Here is an 18,330-nt window from a genome sequence, read left to right on the forward strand (position 1 = left end):
AAATTAACGAAAATCTATAAAACCAACCAAAATATTAGTATGAATAAAACAATAATAGTTTCTAACAGATTACCACTTCAAATTTCAATAGAACAAGATAAACTTAACGTATCACCAAGCGTTGGAGGCCTTGCAACAGGAATGAAATCGGTGCATGCAGAAGGAAATGGTGTTTGGGTTGGCTGGTCTGGAATAACAGATGAAGAACTAGATGCATCCTTAAAAAAAGAAGTAAACGCTAAAATTGAAAAAGAAAAATGTAAAGCCGTTGGACTTACCGAAGAAGATCTTAACGATTATTATTTAGGGTTTAGTAACCGAACGCTTTGGCCTCTTTTTCATTATTTTTTAGAATATAGCGAATTTGAAAACACACAATGGGAAGCCTACAAACGTGTTAACCAAAAATTTGCTGAAGTAGTTTTAGAAACTATTGAAGAAGGAGATACTGTTTGGGTACACGATTACCAATTATTGCTTTTGCCGCAACTTATTAAAGATGTAAGACCAGATGTAACTATAGGTTTCTTTTTACATATTCCGTTTCCTTCTTATGAAATATTTAGAACCTTCCCTTGGCGTGAAGAAATCTTAACAGGTATGCTAGGTGCAGATCTTATTGGTTTTCATACCTATGATTACGAACGTCATTTTTTAAGCTCTGTAAAAAGAATTTTACGCTTAGATGTTAATTTTAATGAAATTACTTATCATGACAGAATTGTTAAAGTAGATTCTTTTCCTATGGGAATTGATTATAACAAATTTCATGAAGCTGCACTCACACATAATAATCCAGATACAAATATATCTGAACTTCAAAAACGTTTAGATGCGCATCTAAATGAAGGAGATGATAAAAAATTCATCCTTTCTATTGATCGACTAGATTACACTAAAGGGATTCCTAATAGGTTAAAAGCATTTGAACATTTTTTAAATACTTATCCGCAATACAAAGAAAAAGTAAGGCTAATCATGTTAGCTGTTCCTTCGCGTTCTAACGTGCCACAATACCAAAGATTAAAACGTGAAACAGACGAATTAGTAGGTCGTATAAATGGTGAATTTTCAACCGTTAGTTGGACTCCCATTTGGTATTTTTACAGATCCTTACCTTTTGAAAACTTAATTGACCTTTATACCTCTTCAGACGTTGCTTTAATTACACCTGTTAGAGATGGTATGAATTTGGTTGCTAAAGAATATGTAGCCACACGTACCAATTTAGATGGTGTACTTATTTTAAGTGAAATGGCTGGTGCTGCCAAAGAAATGAATGAAGCTATTTTAATAAACCCAAATAGTTTTGAAGATTTTGCTACAGCCTTAGATAAAGCATTAACCATGCCTTTAGAAGAACAAAATAATAGAATGAAAATTCTACAAAAGCGTTTAAAACGCTATGATGTAGAAAAATGGGCAAAAGAATTTTTAAGCACCTTAGAAGACACCAACCAATTGCAAGAAATTGTAGTTTCTAAAAAATTAAATACCATAGAAGAAAACAATATTATTGAAAAATTTAAAAAAGCAAAAAACAAATTAGTTCTTCTTGATTATGATGGCACTTTGGTTGGCTTTAAAGACAATCCGCAAGATGCAAAACCAGATGCAGAACTTTTTGCGCTTTTAGATGCTTTTCAAAACCAAGAGAACACAAAACTTTGCCTTATTAGCGGAAGAGATAAAGCTACTTTTGAAAAATGGTATAACCATAAAGATTATGATTTAATTACAGATCATGGTGTTTGGATTAGAGAAGATAAAAAATGGACTCCTTTAGAAATCTTAAAAACCGAATGGATGTCTAATATTAAACCAATACTAGAAACTTTTGTAGATAGAACTCCTGGTACATTTATTGAAGAAAAAGAATACTCTTTGGCTTGGCATTATAGAACAGCAGATCCAGAACTGGCACAAATACGTACTATGGAACTAAATACTGTACTAACCAGTATGGTTACTAATAATGAGTTATCTGTTTTACAAGGAAATAAAGTAATAGAAATAAAAAGTAGCAACGTAAATAAAGGAAGAGCAACAAGCCAACTTTTAATGAAAGATGACTATGATTTTGTTTTAATCATGGGAGATGATTGGACAGATGAATATATGTTTGAAGTAGCACCAGATTATGCCACAACCATTAAAATTGGGTACGTAAAAACAAAAGCAAAATATCAAATCAAAGATCCTAATAAAGTTCGAGAATTGTTAAAAGAACTCGTTTAAAAAACCCTTTTTAATTACCATTTTTTTAACAATAACACCTTTAACCACTCGCTTATATTTTTGTAAGTTTGAGTAAATTTATAGCAATGAAATCACCTTTATTTTTCCTAGTTGTTTTTTTAATATTTCCTTTAACGTATAGTAATGCGCAGTTATTACAAGAAAAAAACAATTTTACCAGACAAGATACTTTACGCGGAAGCATTACTCCAGAGCGTGAATGGTGGGATTTAACTTATTACCACTTAGATATAGAGGTATATCCTGAAGAAAAATCTATTGCAGGAAAAAACACTATTCAGTATAGAGTTTTAAAACCATATCAAGTGCTACAAATAGATTTACAAAAGCCTTTACAGCTTACTAAAGTGACGCAAAATGGTAAAGAATTAGAAATAAAACATGATGGTAATGCGCATTTTGTAATGTTAAAAGACCAACAAAATATTGGAGAAATAAATAGCGTTATTGCCTATTATCAAGGAAAACCTCGCGAAGCTATTCGTGCTCCTTGGGATGGAGGAATCTCTTGGAAAAAAGACAATAACAATAAGCATTTTATTGCATCCTCTTGCCAAGGACTTGGTGCTAGCGTTTGGTGGCCAAACAAAGACCATATGTATGACGAAGTAGACAGTATGGATATTAGTGTAACCATACCTAAAGGTTTAATGAATGTTTCTAACGGAAGACTTAAAAGTGTTGTAGACAATAATAATGAAACAATTACCACCAATTGGCATGTTGCCAACCCAATAAATAATTATGGTGTAAATATAAATATTGGTGATTATGCTAATTTTTCTGAAGTTTTTAAAGGAGAAAAAGGCGATTTAGACATGAATTATTATGTGCTAAAAGACAATCTTGAAAAAGCAAAAGAGCACTTTAAAGATGCTCCTAAAATGATGAAAGCTTTTGAGCATTGGTTTGGTCCTTATCCTTTTTATGAAGACAGTTTTAAATTAGTAGAAGTTCCTTATTTAGGTATGGAACACCAAAGTTCTGTAACCTACGGAAACCAATATAAAAAAGGGTATTTAGGTAAAGACCTTTCTGGAACAGGTGAAGGTTTAAAATTTGACTTTATTATTATTCACGAAGCTGGTCATGAGTGGTTTGCAAATAATATTACCAATGTAGATATAGCAGATATGTGGATTCATGAAAGCTTTACCAACTATTCAGAAAATCTGTTTTTAGATTATTACTATGGAAAAGAATCTTCTGCTAAATATGTAATAGGAACTAGAAATGGTATTAGAAATGACAGACCTATTATTGGTCAATACAACGTAAACCATGAAGGTTCTGGTGATATGTATAACAAAGGTGGTAATATGCTACACACCTTACGCCAACTTATTGAAGATGATGAAAAATGGAGACAAATTTTACGTGGTTTAAACAAAACCTTTTACCACCAAACGGTTACTACAGAACAAGTTGAAAATTATTTAAGTGAACAATCAGGAATAGATTTAACTGCTTTTTTTAATCAATATTTAAGAGATACTAGAATTCCTACGCTTGAATACAAAATAGAAAACAAGCAATTAAAATATAGATGGACAAATATAGTCGATGGTTTTGATATGCCAATTCAAGTACTTATAGCTAATAAAACACAATGGATTTTCCCTAATAATACCTGGAAAACATTATCTATAAAAAGTGATACTATTAAAATTGATGAAGATTTTTACGTAAAATCTATAAAGCTATAACACCAATGTCTTTAGTAGAGCTTTACTTTAAATCGGATACGGAATGGCGTGAATGGTTGCATGTTAACCATGACAACAGTAATGGTATCTACCTCATCTTTTATAAAGTAGACCACGAAAAAGAAAGTATGCGCTGGGAAGAAGCAGTAAGAGTTGCTTTATGTTATGGTTGGATTGATAGTACTGTAAAGAGTTTAGGAAACGGAAAACGCAGACAATACTTTTGTAAAAGAAATGCTAAAAGTGTGTGGAGTGCTGTAAACAAAAAACACATTAAAGATCTATTGGCTAAAGATTTAATGCATCCTAAAGGAATGGAAAGCATTAAAATTGGTAAACAAAACGGAAGTTGGTCTGCTTTAGATCCTGTAGAAAAAGGCATCATTCCTGAAGCTTTACAACTTGCTTTTAGCAAAAACCCTAAAGCCTTTGAAAATTACAACAACTTTGCTCCTTCTTACAGAAAACAATATTTGTATTGGTTACATAGCGCAAAACGAGAAGCTACAAGAGAAAAAAGAATTTCTGAAATTATAAAACTTTGCCAAGCCAATATTAAATCTAGAAATTCTCGGTAAACGCATAAACTTGGTAAACCTATAAAGGAGAATAATAGTTCTGCTTCTTTCATAAATAAAACGGAAGAATATTAAATTCTTCTATCTAGAGGTCTTCATAAAGTAAAAGGATACTTTATTTATAAGTGAAAGGCTTTTTTATTATTTCGACTGAATATAAAATGCTATAAAAATGAATATTCAAAAAATAAATTTTACAAACGCTGAAGGGCAACAATTAGTTGGTAGGTTAGAGCTCCCAATAAACCAACATCCTCATAACTTTGCCATATTTGCCCATTGTTTTACATGCAATAAAAACTTATCTGCTGTAAAAAATATAACCCGTGAATTAACAGCTAACGGTTTTGGTGTATTGCGTTTTGATTTTACAGGTTTAGGAGAAAGTGAAGGTACCTTTGAAGACACCAACTTTTCAGGAAATGTAGAAGATTTAATTAGTGCTTCTAATTATTTAAAAGAAAACTATACTGCTCCTACCCTTTTTATTGGTCATTCTTTAGGTGGAGCTGCTGTTATTTTTGCAGGATCAAGAATACCATCGGTAAAAGCTATAGCTACTATAGGAGCGCCTTCTAACCCAAAACACGTACAGCATTTAATACAAAACAGCGTTGCAGAAATAAATGCAACAGGAAAAGCAAACGTGCAAATTGGCGGAAGAGCATTTACCATTAAAAAACAATTTTTAGAAGATATTGAAACCAAATCGCTACCTCAGGTTGCTAAAAAATTAGGCAAAGCGTTATTGGTTATGCATTCTCCTCAAGACACCACTGTTGGTATAGAAAATGCAGAAGAGATTTATGTAGCAGCAAGACACCCTAAAAGTTTTGTAACGCTTGATGGTGCAGACCATTTATTAATGAAAAAAGAAGATTCTATTTACGCAGGAAGCGTTATTGCTACTTGGGCAAAACGATATATTTCTATTCCTAAAACAGAAAAAATTAGTACTTCGCACCAAGCGGTAGCTAGCCTAGATGCGCAAGATGGTTATACCACACAAATGACTGTAGGAAACCATACCATGATGGCAGATGAGCCTATAAGTTATGGTGGTAATGATTTTGGTCCTTCGCCTTATGAGTTAGTTTCTGCAGGACTTTCTGCTTGTACTGCAATAACAGTACAAATGTATGTAAAACGAAAAGATTGGGATTTACAAAATATTGAAGTCCATACCTCACACACTAAAATTGCAAAGCAGGTAGCTGTGAATGGTGAAAATAAAGAAGTAAAAATAGATACCTTTAATAGAGATATTAAACTTACCGGAAATTTAGACGAAAAACAAAAACAACGTATTCTTCAAATTGCTAACAAGTGTCCTGTACACAAAACCTTGCATAGTGACATACAAGTGCTTACTAAATTGGTTTAATTCGTTATCTTTTAAAAAGTAAGTAAAGAATCTCATTAGTTATATAATGAAATTCTTTACTTATTTTTCCTTTAAAAAATTATTACACTTTTCTTATAATCCACTAATAAAACTACCATAAGGATCTTTAAACTGAATCCCTTCGGTAAAACGATGTTTACTCAATAGCTTATACTCTACTAAAGCCCAAAGCACAAATTCTTTTACAAAATAGCTTTCTTCTTTTGAAAGTTTTGGTTGGTGTTCTGCTAATAAATCGTCTAAAGGAGCTACTGCATCTAATAGTGCTTTGTATTCTTTATCACGCAAATCATCTAACAACTCAAATCCGTCTGCATTATTAAAAAACCAGGATACAATATCATCATAAGGACTTGTATCTTCTTGTTTTTTTAATTTTTCAATCTTCGGAAAAAACTCAGGAAACAAACTTTTTACAGCTTCACCAATTAAGTTATAAGCTACTTGTGCTGCACCTTCTTGTTCGCCTTCATAAACCAATTCTACCTTACCTGTAATGGCAGGAATAATCCCTAAAAAGTCAGACAAACGTATAGTAGTATCTGCATCTTCAGACTTTAAAGCTCTTAATTCTGCTGTGCTTAACAAATTTTCAAAAGCAGTAATACTTAAACGAGCACTTACACCACTTTTTTCGTCTATAAAATCACTATCACGAGCCTCAAACACAATTTGTTCTAGCAAATCTTTGGCTAATTCTGGTACGTGAATACTTTCTTTTTGTCTGGCATCAGACTTTGCCTCTTGTTGCGTAATAATTTTAGCCGTTTCAATATCTGTTGGATAATGCGTTAATATTTGCGAGCCAATTCTATCTTTTAAAGGAGTTACTATGCTTCCTCTATTGGTATAATCTTCTGGATTTGCGGTAAATATAAACTGCATATCTAAAGGCAAACGCAATTTAAATCCACGTATTTGTATATCTCCTTCTTGTAAAATATTAAACAAAGCCACTTGAATTCTGGCTTGTAAATCTGGCAACTCATTAATTACAAAAATACAACGGTTTGCACGTGGTATCATTCCGTAATGAATTACGCGATCATCTGCATAACTCAATTTTAAATTTGCGGCTTTTATTGGGTCTACATCACCAATAATATCTGCTACAGTAACATCTGGTGTTGCTAATTTCTCTGCAAAACGCTCGCTTCTGTGCATCCAGGTAATTGGTGTGTTATCTCCTTTTTCTTTAATTAATTCTGTTGCAAAACGAGATATTGGTTGTAATGGGTCGTCATTAATTTCAGAGCCTGCTACCACAGGAATATATTCGTCTAACAAATTCAGCATCAAACGTGCTAAACGTGTTTTTGCTTGTCCTCTTAATCCTAAGAAGTTAATATTATGTCTAGATAAAATGGCGCGTTCTAATTCAGGAATCACCGTATTTTCATAACCATGTACTCCTTCAAAAACAGTAGTTTTATTCTTTATTTTTTCAATTAAATTATCTCTTAATTCATCTTTTATAGACTTGCTTTTATATCCAGCGTTTTTTAAATCGCCTAAAGTATTTATAGTATCTATTTTCATATTATATTTTTAGTGAAGAGAAGTTAGAATCAAGAAAAAAGACCTTAAATACTTGTCAATAATTCTCTTTTCTTATCTCTTTATTCTTTAATCTTATTTAGCCTTTAATTCTTTTTTTTCTATTGGTATCATAATCTTCAAAAATCATTTCTCCTAAACCTTTAAGTCCTGTGTAAAATGCTTTTCCTTGGTTGGCTCGCGTAAATTCTTGAACAAACTGCATTAAATAAGGGTCTTGAGCAATCATAAAAGTGGTAATAGGAATATGTAATTTTCTAGCTTGTTGGGCTTGTGCATAACATTTATTGGTGATATACGGATTTAAGCCGTTACTGTCTTTATAATAAGTACCATCTGGCAAACGCAAACAACTTGGTTTACCATCGGTTATCATAAAAATTTGTTTGTTAGTGTTACGTTTACGGCGTAATAAATCCATTGCCAATTGTAATCCTGCAACCGTATTTGTATGATAAGGACCTACATTTAAATAGGGTAAATCTTTAATTTTAATTGGCCAAGCATCATTACCAAACACTAAAATATCTAAGGTATCTTTTGGGTAACGTGTAGTTATTAATTCGGCTAAAGCCATAGCTACTTTTTTGGCAGGAGTAATTCTATCTTCTCCATAAAGAATCATACTGTGGCTAATATCTATCATTAACACCGTACTCATTTGCGATTTGTGTGTGGTTTCTTCTACCACCAAATCATCTTCAGTTAAATTAAAATCGCTAATACCATGATTTATTTGCGCATTACGTAAACTCTCTGTCATAGACACCTTATCTAAAGCATCACCAAATTGATAGTTTCTAAAATCTCCTGTGTGTTCATCTCCTATTCCTACACCTTTACTTTTATGGTTTCCAGAGCCACTACGTTTAATGTTTCCAAAAATTTGGTCTAGTGCAGATTGCCTTATGGCACGTTCGGTTTTTGCGGTAATTGCATTTCCTTTTTTTCCGTTAGGTTTAATTTCTTCTCGAATATATCCTTTAGCTTTAAGGTCTTCAATAAAGTCGTCAATAGTATATTCTGGAGTAGTTAATTTATACTCTTTATTTAAATCACGAAGCCAACTTATTGCTTCGTCAAAATCTCCAGAAGTATGTGTTATTAACTCTTTAAAGATATCAAAAAGTTTTTCAAAAGGAGATTGTGAAGGAGCTTGGTACGTTTTAAATACAAAGCCCTTTTTATATATATTTTCTTTTTTCATAGCTGTATAAAAATACAACTATTTCAAGTTAGTTTTAATATTTTAACAAAATTATTCTACGTGCTTTAAGCCTTCCATATCCTCAATACGTATATGTTTACCAGAAGTAGAGATAAGTCCTTCTTTTTTAAATTGAGACAAAATTCTAATTGCAGACTCTGTTGCTGTACCTACTACATTAGCATAATCTTCTCTAGATAATAAAACATTAAAATAATTATTAGAGTCTACACCAAAATGATCGTGAATATAGATTAAAATTTCGGCCAAACGTTGCTTTACAGATTTTTGAGCCATATTAACAATAATGTCATCACTTTCTCTTAAATCATAAGCCATTTGCTGTAATACATCTAGTGAAAATTCAGGGTTTTTATGTAAATCAGTCATAATCTCCTGCTTTGGTATAAAGCAAACTTCCATATCATTAAGTGCTACAGCACTTAAATTAGCAGACTCATCTACCACTAAAGATCTTTGGCCTAATAAATCTCCTTTTACTACTAGTTTTACTATTTGATCTCTTCCGTTAGCACTTAACTTTGAAAGTTTACAGATGCCATCTTTAATACAATAAACCCCGTTTAAAGTTTCTCCTTCGTCAAAAATCACTTCTCCCTTTTTTATAAATTTTGAAGTTTTACAACCAGAAATTCTTACTAACTCATCTTTAGTCAACGCTTTTAACGAATTAAATTTTCTAACTATACATTGTTCACATTTACTCATAGGGTATATTTCTAGTGTTCCGTAAATTTAATTAAAAACTGACAAATATCATATTTTAATTTAACAAGTTTTAAGAATTTTGCTACAGGTATAAATGAGCAAATATTATGGACAAGTCTACTTGTTTTCATTGTGGTGATCCTTGTGATTCTACAATTATAAAATACAACGAAAAAACATTTTGTTGTAATGGCTGTAAAACGGTTTATGAAATTTTTTCTGAAAATGATTTAACTTGTTATTATGACTTGCAAGCAGCACCAGGAGCAGTTCCTAAAGAAATTCAAGGGAAATATGATTTTCTGGGGCAAGAAAACATTATTGAAAAACTAACCGAATTTAATGATGGCAACACACAAATTGTCACGCTTTATATACCGCATATTCACTGTAGCTCCTGTATTTGGATTCTAGAAAACGGAAATAAATTAAATCCAGGTATTACTGCTTCACAAGTAAATTTTGGTAAGAAAACGGTTCGTGTTACTTACAATACCGAAAAGACATCACTTAAAGAAGTGGTGTTACTTTTAAGTAGTATTGGTTATGAACCATATATTTCTTTAGACGATTTTAAAACAGGAAAAGAGCATATTAACAGAAGTCTTATTTATAAATTAGGTATTGCTGGTTTTGCTTTTGGTAATGTCATGTTTTTATCGTTTCCAGAATATTTTGAAGTTGGCGAATTTTGGCTAGAGCAATACAAACACCTGTTTAGATGGCTCATGTTTAGTTTTTCACTACCTGTAGTTTTTTATTCTGCTCAAGATTATTTTATTTCTGCATATAAAGGTTTACGTGCAAAAATTTTAAACATAGATGTGCCAATTGCACTCGGTATTACTGTTTTATTTGTAAGGAGTACTGCTGAAATTATTTTTGATTTAGGTTCCGGATTTTTTGATAGCTTAACGGGTTTGGTTTTCTTTTTATTACTCGGAAAATTTTTTCAACAAAAAACATATTCCTTCCTATCGTTTGAGCGTGATTATAAATCCTATTTTCCTATTGCTGTAACTAAAATTTCTTCGGAAGAAGGAGAAACTCCAATTCAAGTTTACGAAATAAAAAAAGGAGACCGATTACTAATAAGAAATGAAGAGTTAATTCCTGTTGACGGAATACTCATTAACGGAAAAGCAAGAATTGATTACAGTTTTGTTACAGGAGAATCAGAAACCGTTAGTAAAAAATCTGGAGATAAACTCTTTGCTGGAGGTAAACAAACTGCTGGAATTATGGAAATGGAAGCCATTAAATCTGTAGAACAAAGTTACCTCACACAATTATGGAGTAATGATGTGTTTAGTAAAAATAAAGAAGATGCATTTAAAACCTTAACCAATAAAATTAGTAAACAGTTTACCATTGCTGTGTTAAGCATTGCTGTTATAGCTACCACTTTTTGGCTATTTGTAGACACTTCTAAAGCCATGAATGTATTTACAGCCGTGTTAATAATTGCGTGTCCTTGTGCTATTGCACTCTCTGCTCCTTTTACCTTTGGTAATTTGCTTCGTATTTTTGGAAAACAAAAATTTTATGTAAAAAACGCTTCGGTTATTGAACAATTAGCAGCTATAAACACTATAATATTTGATAAAACAGGTACCATAACTTCCAACAAACAAAGTACAGCTACCTATGAAGGGGAAACACTTTCTAATTCTGAAGAGATATTACTAAAAAACACCCTTCGTGGTTCTAACCATCCATTAAGTAGAACGCTTTATAACATTCTTGAAGAAAACAATATTATAACACTAAATCATTTTGAAGAACATTTAGGTAAAGGTATTGAAGCATCACATAACAACGAAAACATTAAAATTGGTTCTGCTAGTTTTGTTGGTTCTACAGAAACTTCGGTTTTAAACACTGCAGTGCATATTAGTACCAATAATACGTATAAAGGAAAGTATACTTTTTATAATAGTTATAGAAAAGGACTAGCTAAACTTTTTAACAAGCTTAAAAAACATTACGATTTGGTAATCCTGTCTGGAGATAATGAAGGCGAATTAGATAATTTAAAAAAATTACTGCCTACCAAAACAAAGTTGATTTTTAATCAAAAACCAAACGATAAATTAGAGTACATAAAATACCATCAAACCGAAGGAGCTAAAGTACTCATGATTGGTGATGGTTTAAATGATGCAGGAGCATTAGCACAAAGTAATGTTGGTATTGCTTTATCTGAAAACGTAAATGTATTCTCTCCTGCTTGTGATGCCATTTTAGATGCTTCAAAATTCAATCAACTTTACAATTATATCAAAGCATCAAAAAGTGCTATAAAAATTATAAAATGGAGTTTTGTTTTATCCTTTATATACAACATTATTGGGTTATATTTTGCAGTTACAGGGCAATTAGCTCCTGTTGTAGCTGCAATATTAATGCCTTTAAGTTCTATTAGCATTGTAGTATTTACAACCATTGCTACTAATATTTTAGGACGAAAATTAAAATAGAAACAAGTAAACCGCTTTTTATTTTAATCTATATGCATGTAATAAATGATATTATTTTTTAAACATGATAAAAATCATGTTTTAAAAAAGTGTTTTCCTGTAGTTTTGAACCATAACTTCTAATAGGTATGAGCGTTATATATATATTACTAACTATCAGTATTTTAGTTGCAATTCTTTTTTTTGCAGCTTTTATTTATGCTTTAAAAAGAGGACAATTTGATGACAACTATACACCATCGGTTAGAATGCTTTTTGAAGACGAACTTGTTAAAGATCAAACTAAATCAACTATAAAAACTAAAAAGACGAATTAATTATTATGGAAGTACAACAATTTTATTACGATAACAAAATCGTTAAAAATTTCCTTTACGCTACCATTTTTTGGGGAGTTGTAGGAATGGCTGTTGGCTTAATGCTGGCATATTTTTTCATTTTCCCAAATTACACCGAAGGTATTTCTTGGCTAAGTTTTGGTCGTTTAAGACCATTACATACCAATGCTGTAATTTTTGCCTTTGTTGGTAATGCTATTTTTGCTGGTGTGTATTACTCTACACAACGTTTACTTAAAGCAAGAATGTACAGTGACCTATTAAGTAAAATCAACTTCTGGGGTTGGCAAGCCATAATTGTTGGTGCTGCCATTACATTACCTTTAGGGTATACAACAACAAAAGAATATGCCGAATTAGAATGGCCTTTTGATATTGCTATTGCTGTTATTTGGGTGGCTTTTGGTATTAACCTTATTGGTACCATGCTTAAAAGAAGACAACGTCATTTATATGTAGCAATTTGGTTTTATATAGCAACATTTGTAACCGTTGCTGTACTTCATATCTTTAATAATTTAGAGCTACCTATTAGTGCAATGAAAAGTTATTCTGTATATGCAGGAGTTCAAGATGCTTTAGTACAATGGTGGTATGGTCATAACGCAGTGGCATTCTTTTTAACAACGCCATTTTTAGGTTTAATGTACTATTTTGTTCCTAAAGCTGCTAACAGACCTGTATACTCTTATAGATTATCTATAGTTCACTTTTGGTCTTTAATCTTTATATACATTTGGGCAGGACCTCACCACTTATTATACACTGCTTTACCAGAATGGGCACAAAGTTTAGGTACTGCTTTTTCTATAATGTTATTAATGCCTTCTTGGGGAGGAATGATAAACGGACTTTTAACACTTCGTGGTGCTTGGGATAAAGTGCGTACAGATCCTGTTTTAAAATTTATGGTTGTAGCAATTACTGGTTATGGTATGGCTACTTTTGAAGGCCCAATGCTTTCGCTTAAAAATGTAAACGCAATTGGTCACTTTACCGATTGGATTATTGCACACGTACACGTTGGTGCTTTAGCATGGAATGGGTTCTTAACCTTTGGTATGATTTATTACCTAGTTCCTAAATTATTTAAAACTAAATTATTCTCTACTGGTTTAGCTAATCTACATTTCTGGGTTGGTACATTAGGTATCATAATGTATACCTTACCAATGTATGTTGCTGGATTTACACAAGCTAGTATGTGGAAACAATTTAATCCTGATGGTACATTAGTATATGGTAACTTCTTAGAAACCGTTACCGAAATTATGCCTATGTATTGGATGCGTGCTATTGGTGGTACACTATATATAGCAGGTATGTTTATTCTAGTTTACAACGTAATTGTTACTATTAAAAATGGTAGTAAAGTTACAGATGAATTAGCCGAAGCTCCTGCATTACAACATGTATCTAAAAGACGTGTTGCTGGTGAAGGATGGCACACTTGGTTAGAACGTAAACCTATTAAATTAACTATTGGTGCAACCATTGCTATTTTAATTGGTGGTATTGTACAAATAGTACCAACCATTATGGTTAAATCTAATATACCAACTATTGCTAGTGTAAAACCATATACTCCTTTAGAATTAGAAGGACGTGATATTTACATTCGTGAAGGTTGTGTTAGTTGTCACTCACAAATGGTAAGACCGTTTAGAAGTGAGGTAGAACGTTACGGAGAATATTCAAAAGCAGGAGAATTTGTATATGACCATCCTTTCTTGTGGGGAAGTAAACGTACAGGACCAGATTTACATCGTATAGGAGGAAAATACTCTGATAACTGGCACCTAAACCATATGTATGATCCGCAAAGTACTTCTTCTGGTTCTATCATGCCATCTTATAAATGGATTGTTAAAGATGAATTAGATAAATCTATGACAGAAGCTAAAATGAAAGCCATGGTACAATTAGGAGTTCCTTATACCGAAGAAGAAATAGCAAATGCACAACAAGCTATGCTAGAACAAGGTACTAAAATTGAAAAAAACCTATATGCAGATCCTGATTTTGCGCAAACCTATGAAGCGGATAAAGCTGCTGGAGGACCAGAATTTGTTGAAATGCGTAATCGTGAAATAGTTGCACTTATTGCTTACTTACAACGCTTAGGTACTGATATTAAAGTAAAAGATATAGAAACAGCTCAAAACTAGAATTATGTTAAAATTTGTAAAAAATTATATGGACAGTATTTCTGGAATTGAAGTATATCCAATCATATCCTTATTAATTTTCTTTGGCTTTTTTGTAGTTCTTTTTTTGTGGGTTTTTACAGCAAAAAAAGAGTACATACAAACAGTAAGTAACATTCCATTAGAAAACGACAACCAAAACCAAACAGAAAAATGAAAAATTTTATACCATCTTGGATAAGAGTACCTGTTATATTCTTTATCATATTCGGCCTAGTAGAGTATTTTGTAGACTCTGCTGGTAGTAAACCTGCATTTATTGAGCAACCTATAATTATGCTATTCTTATTATTAGTATTAGTTATACTTATAGCTACAGAAGCTATTGTTGGCTCTATGGACAACATACTTTATCAAAGTTTAGACGAAGAAGCTAAAGCTAGATATGAAGCTTCTAGTAAAGCAAAAAAACCTAAATTTATTATCTGGTTAGAAGAAACCTATATTAAATTATTAGGAGCTAAACCTATACAAGAAGAACACGAAATCATTTTAGACCATAATTATGATGGTATTAAAGAACTAGATAACAACTTACCACCATGGTGGGTATATAGTTTTTATATCTCTATCGTTTTTGCAGCTATTTACTTACTTAAATTTCATGTATTCAATGGTGAAAACCAATACCAAGAATTAGAACAAGAATATGCTCAAGCTAAAATTGATTTAGAAGAATACAAAAAAACAGCTAAAGATTTAGTAGATTTTAATACTGTTGAAGTTTTAACAGATGCTGCAGATTTAGCAAACGGAAAGAAAATTTTTGAAACCAACTGTGTCGCTTGTCATAAAGCAGATGGTGGTGGTGGAATTGGACCTAACCTAACCGATAACCACTGGATTTTAGGTGGTGGAATTAAAAATGTTTTTAGAACCATTACAGAAGGTGGTCGTAACGGAAAAGGAATGATTGCCTGGAAACAAAGTTTAAAACCATCAGAAATTAATCAAGTAGCTAGTTACGTATTACAATTTCAAGGTACAACTCCTGCAGAACCAAAAGCAGCAGAAGGTGATATTTGGGAAGAAACTCAAGAATAAGAACCTAAAGAATAAATATTTTGGAAACTCCAGAAAACGAATCATTTAGAGACAGTATTGGAACCATAAATGAAGAAGGAAAACGAGCTTGGGTATACCCCAAAAAACCAAGCGGTAAATTCTATGAAAAGCGTAAAATAGTAAGTTATATCTTATTAGCTTTTCTTATCGCTGCTCCTTTCATTAAAATTAATGGCAACCAGTTTTTAATGTTTAATATATTAGAACGTCGTTTTAATATTTTCGGATTTCCTTTTTGGCCGCAAGACTTTCACCTCTTTGTAATTTCTATGATTATTGGTGTCATTTTTGTCGCTTTATTTACTGTTGGGTTTGGACGTATTTTTTGCGGTTGGATTTGCCCACAAACCATATTCTTAGAAATGGTTTTTCGTAGAATTGAATATTGGATTGATGGAGACAGAAACAAACAGCGTAAATTAGACAAACAAAAATGGGATGCCGAAAAAATTAAAAAACGACTTTTAAAATGGTTTCTATTTTTAGTCATTTCTTTTGTAATAGCTAATGTGTTTTTAGCCTATTTAATAGGAAGTGATAAACTTTTAAACTATATCACAGATGGTCCTTTTGAACATTTAGGAACCCTATTTCCTTTATTAATATTTACTGCTGTTTTCTACTTTGTTTTTGCTTGGTTTAGAGAACAAGTATGTATCATTGCTTGTCCTTATGGTAGATTACAAGGTGTACTTTTAGATAATAAATCTATTATTGTTGCCTATGATCATGTAAGAGGTGAAGGTGAAAATGGAAGAAAAAAATTCAGAAAAAATGAAGATAGAGAAGCTTTAGGTCATGGTGATTGTATAGATTGCTTACAATGTGTACATGTTTGTCCTACAGGAATTGATATTAGAAACGGTACGCAATTAGAATGTGTAAACTGTACTGCTTGTATTGATGAGTGCGATCATATTATGGAAAGTATTAATCTTCCAACAGGATTAATTCGTTATGCTAGTGAAAATGAAATAGAAAAAGGCGAAAAATTTAAACTCACCGCAAGAATGAAAGGCTACATAGCTGTTCTTGTTATACTTGTTGGTGTTTTAAGTGGTATGCTACTTTTAAGAAATGATGTAGAAGCAAGAGTATTAAGACTACCAGGACAATTATATGAACACAAAGGGGAAACCATAATAAGTAACGTTTTCACCTATAAGTTAGTGAATAAAACAACTCAAGAAATTGAAAACATTAACTTTAAACTTAGAAAATATAACGGAGAAATAAAACTAGTTTCCACCACAGATAATTTTATAGTTCCTGCTCAAGGTATTGCAGAAGGAACCTTATTTATTGAAATAGATAAAAGCCAACTAAAAGGAGACAAAAACAAGCTCATGATAGATGTGTATAGTGGTGATAAACTAATTGATAATACAAGTGTAAACTTTCTAGGACCTAGAAGTTATAACTAAACAACCTAAATTGTAAAGTTAAAAACCCTTGTAATATTTAAATCTCTTGCATGCAAGAAGAATACTAATTAAAAAGAGAGCACCACTTTTGTGGAAGAAAAAAGATGAAAATAAATTGGGGAACAGGAATCGTTATTGCATTTATCGTTTTTATTAGCTTTATCATGTACTTTATTATTACCATGATGACTAATAATAAATATGACCATGATTTAGTAGTTGAAGATTATTACAAACAAGAGCTACAATTTCAAAAAGACATAGATAAAGAAACCAATGCTAAAACCTTAACAGAAAACATAACGTACAAAAAAACGGAAGAAGGTTTAGTAATTATATTTCCTGAAAACCTTTTAATTAATAACATATCTGGAAAAGTGTTCCTATATAGACCATCTAATAAACAATTTGATTTTGAAATGCCTATTTCTCTATCAAACCATAATTTGCTCATACCTGACAAACGTTTGTTAGATGGTCGCTGGAACATTAATGTGGATTGGCAATATAACGGAAAAAACTATCTCTACAAAAAGGAAATCACCTATTAAATAGCACGATTACCTCTAACCAACCGTAGAGGTCTTTTTAATACATGGTCTTAACAATTCTAGACCACATAAAATTTAAACAGCTACTACATGCTTTGGTCTGCACTCATATTTGGATTACTAGGAAGCTTTCACTGCGTTGGTATGTGTGGTCCTATTGCATTTATGTTACCTGTAGACAGGAGTAACTCTATTAAAAAAGTCATCCAGATATTTACCTACCATCTTGGCAGATTATTAGCCTATTCTCTTATTGGTTTGTTTTTTGGATTAGTTGGTAAAAGCCTATACATCTTTGGCTTACAACAACAACTTTCTATACTAATTGGTGTTTTAATGATTGTAGTAGTTTTAATTCCTGTAAAAATCTTTAACAAATACAATTTTTCAAAACCACTTTACAAAATTATTTCTAGAGTAAAATCTTCCTTAGGTAAGGCTTTAAAAAAGAAAACTGCAGATACCTTTTTAACCATTGGTTTTTTAAATGGCTTTTTACCTTGTGGCTTGGTATATATGGCTGTTTTTGCATCATTAGCAATGCAAAATGCATGGCAATCTAGTTTGTATATGGTCTTATTTGGTTTAGGTACCATACCATTAATGACGTCTGCTATTTACCTAGGTAAATTTTTAAATTCTAAAATGAAGCAACGTATTCAAAAAGTGATTCCTATTTTTGTAGTCATTATAGGATTATTGTTTATACTTCGTGGATTAGGTTTAGGTATTCCTTACCTCTCTCCTGCTCCAATTATTGAAACAGCATCTAGTGCTATTGAGTGTCACTAAATACTGTAGCTTTTTTTAAATAATACTTCCTA

The 18,330-nt window shown here is 31.8% G+C and carries 15 protein-coding genes; 12 read left to right on the forward strand and 3 right to left on the reverse strand.

Annotation, left to right across the window (positions count from 1 at the left end; all coding sequences use genetic code 11):
* Positions 1–39: 39 nt before the first annotated feature.
* The 4 genes from ACFSSB_RS05850 (at position 40) to ACFSSB_RS05865 (ending at position 5,927) form a co-directional block, all read left to right on the forward strand.
* The gene (locus tag ACFSSB_RS05850; RefSeq protein WP_379901983.1) at positions 40–2,238 is read left to right on the forward strand and encodes a bifunctional alpha,alpha-trehalose-phosphate synthase (UDP-forming)/trehalose-phosphatase; all 2,199 of its coding nucleotides are present in this window, start codon (positions 40–42) and stop codon (positions 2,236–2,238) included.
* 86 nt (positions 2,239–2,324) lie between these two features.
* Positions 2,325–3,965, forward strand: a complete 1,641-nt coding sequence (locus ACFSSB_RS05855) for a M1 family metallopeptidase (RefSeq protein WP_379901985.1) — start codon at positions 2,325–2,327, stop codon at positions 3,963–3,965.
* A gap of 5 nt (positions 3,966–3,970) precedes the next feature.
* Positions 3,971–4,543: a YdeI/OmpD-associated family protein gene (locus ACFSSB_RS05860; protein ID WP_379901987.1), complete on the forward strand. Its 573-nt coding sequence runs from the start codon at positions 3,971–3,973 to the stop codon at positions 4,541–4,543.
* Positions 4,544–4,715: 172 nt separating this feature from the next.
* Positions 4,716–5,927, forward strand: coding sequence for a bifunctional alpha/beta hydrolase/OsmC family protein (locus ACFSSB_RS05865; protein WP_379901989.1), 1,212 nt, complete (start codon positions 4,716–4,718; stop codon positions 5,925–5,927).
* A 93-nt stretch (positions 5,928–6,020) separates the two neighbouring features.
* Here ACFSSB_RS05865 and ACFSSB_RS05870 read toward each other — a convergent pair whose 3' ends face one another.
* The 3 genes from ACFSSB_RS05870 to ACFSSB_RS05880 form a co-directional block, all read right to left on the reverse strand.
* Entirely contained in the window at positions 6,021–7,487 is a 1,467-nt protein-coding gene (locus ACFSSB_RS05870) for a magnesium chelatase (protein ID WP_379901991.1), read from the reverse strand.
* Positions 7,488–7,584: 97 nt separating this feature from the next.
* Entirely contained in the window at positions 7,585–8,712 is a 1,128-nt protein-coding gene (locus tag ACFSSB_RS05875) for a vWA domain-containing protein (protein WP_379901993.1), read from the reverse strand.
* A gap of 51 nt (positions 8,713–8,763) precedes the next feature.
* The gene (locus ACFSSB_RS05880) at positions 8,764–9,441 is read right to left on the reverse strand and encodes a Crp/Fnr family transcriptional regulator (protein ID WP_379901995.1); all 678 of its coding nucleotides are present in this window, start codon (positions 9,439–9,441) and stop codon (positions 8,764–8,766) included.
* 107 nt (positions 9,442–9,548) lie between these two features.
* On the opposite strand from ACFSSB_RS05880, the gene ACFSSB_RS05885 reads away from it, so the two are divergent.
* From ACFSSB_RS05885 to ACFSSB_RS05920, 8 genes are all read left to right on the forward strand, one after another.
* Entirely contained in the window at positions 9,549–11,921 is a 2,373-nt protein-coding gene (locus ACFSSB_RS05885; RefSeq protein WP_379901997.1) for a heavy metal translocating P-type ATPase, read from the forward strand.
* Between the two features lie 128 nt (positions 11,922–12,049).
* Positions 12,050–12,238: a cbb3-type cytochrome oxidase assembly protein CcoS gene (ccoS, locus tag ACFSSB_RS05890; RefSeq protein WP_379901999.1), complete on the forward strand. Its 189-nt coding sequence runs from the start codon at positions 12,050–12,052 to the stop codon at positions 12,236–12,238.
* A 5-nt stretch (positions 12,239–12,243) separates the two neighbouring features.
* Complete coding sequence (gene ccoN, locus ACFSSB_RS05895; RefSeq protein ID WP_379902001.1) at positions 12,244–14,427, forward strand: cytochrome-c oxidase, cbb3-type subunit I; 2,184 nt, start codon at positions 12,244–12,246, stop codon at positions 14,425–14,427.
* Between the two features lie 4 nt (positions 14,428–14,431).
* Positions 14,432–14,623, forward strand: coding sequence for a CcoQ/FixQ family Cbb3-type cytochrome c oxidase assembly chaperone (locus tag ACFSSB_RS05900; RefSeq protein WP_379902003.1), 192 nt, complete (start codon positions 14,432–14,434; stop codon positions 14,621–14,623).
* Complete coding sequence (locus tag ACFSSB_RS05905) at positions 14,620–15,510, forward strand: cbb3-type cytochrome c oxidase N-terminal domain-containing protein (RefSeq protein ID WP_379902005.1); 891 nt, start codon at positions 14,620–14,622, stop codon at positions 15,508–15,510. Before ACFSSB_RS05900 ends, ACFSSB_RS05905 begins: the two co-directional genes overlap by 4 nt.
* A gap of 20 nt (positions 15,511–15,530) precedes the next feature.
* Complete coding sequence (gene ccoG, locus ACFSSB_RS05910) at positions 15,531–16,955, forward strand: cytochrome c oxidase accessory protein CcoG (protein WP_379902007.1); 1,425 nt, start codon at positions 15,531–15,533, stop codon at positions 16,953–16,955.
* A 104-nt stretch (positions 16,956–17,059) separates the two neighbouring features.
* The gene (locus ACFSSB_RS05915) at positions 17,060–17,506 is read left to right on the forward strand and encodes a FixH family protein (protein ID WP_379902009.1); all 447 of its coding nucleotides are present in this window, start codon (positions 17,060–17,062) and stop codon (positions 17,504–17,506) included.
* A gap of 90 nt (positions 17,507–17,596) precedes the next feature.
* A complete protein-coding gene (locus tag ACFSSB_RS05920; RefSeq protein WP_379902011.1) occupies positions 17,597–18,298 on the forward strand; it encodes a sulfite exporter TauE/SafE family protein in 702 nt (233 codons plus the stop codon).
* Positions 18,299–18,330 lie beyond the last annotated feature (32 nt).

The sequence above is a fragment of the Lacinutrix gracilariae genome (assembly GCF_042684485.1).
Taxonomy (GTDB): domain Bacteria; phylum Bacteroidota; class Bacteroidia; order Flavobacteriales; family Flavobacteriaceae; genus Oceanihabitans; species Oceanihabitans gracilariae.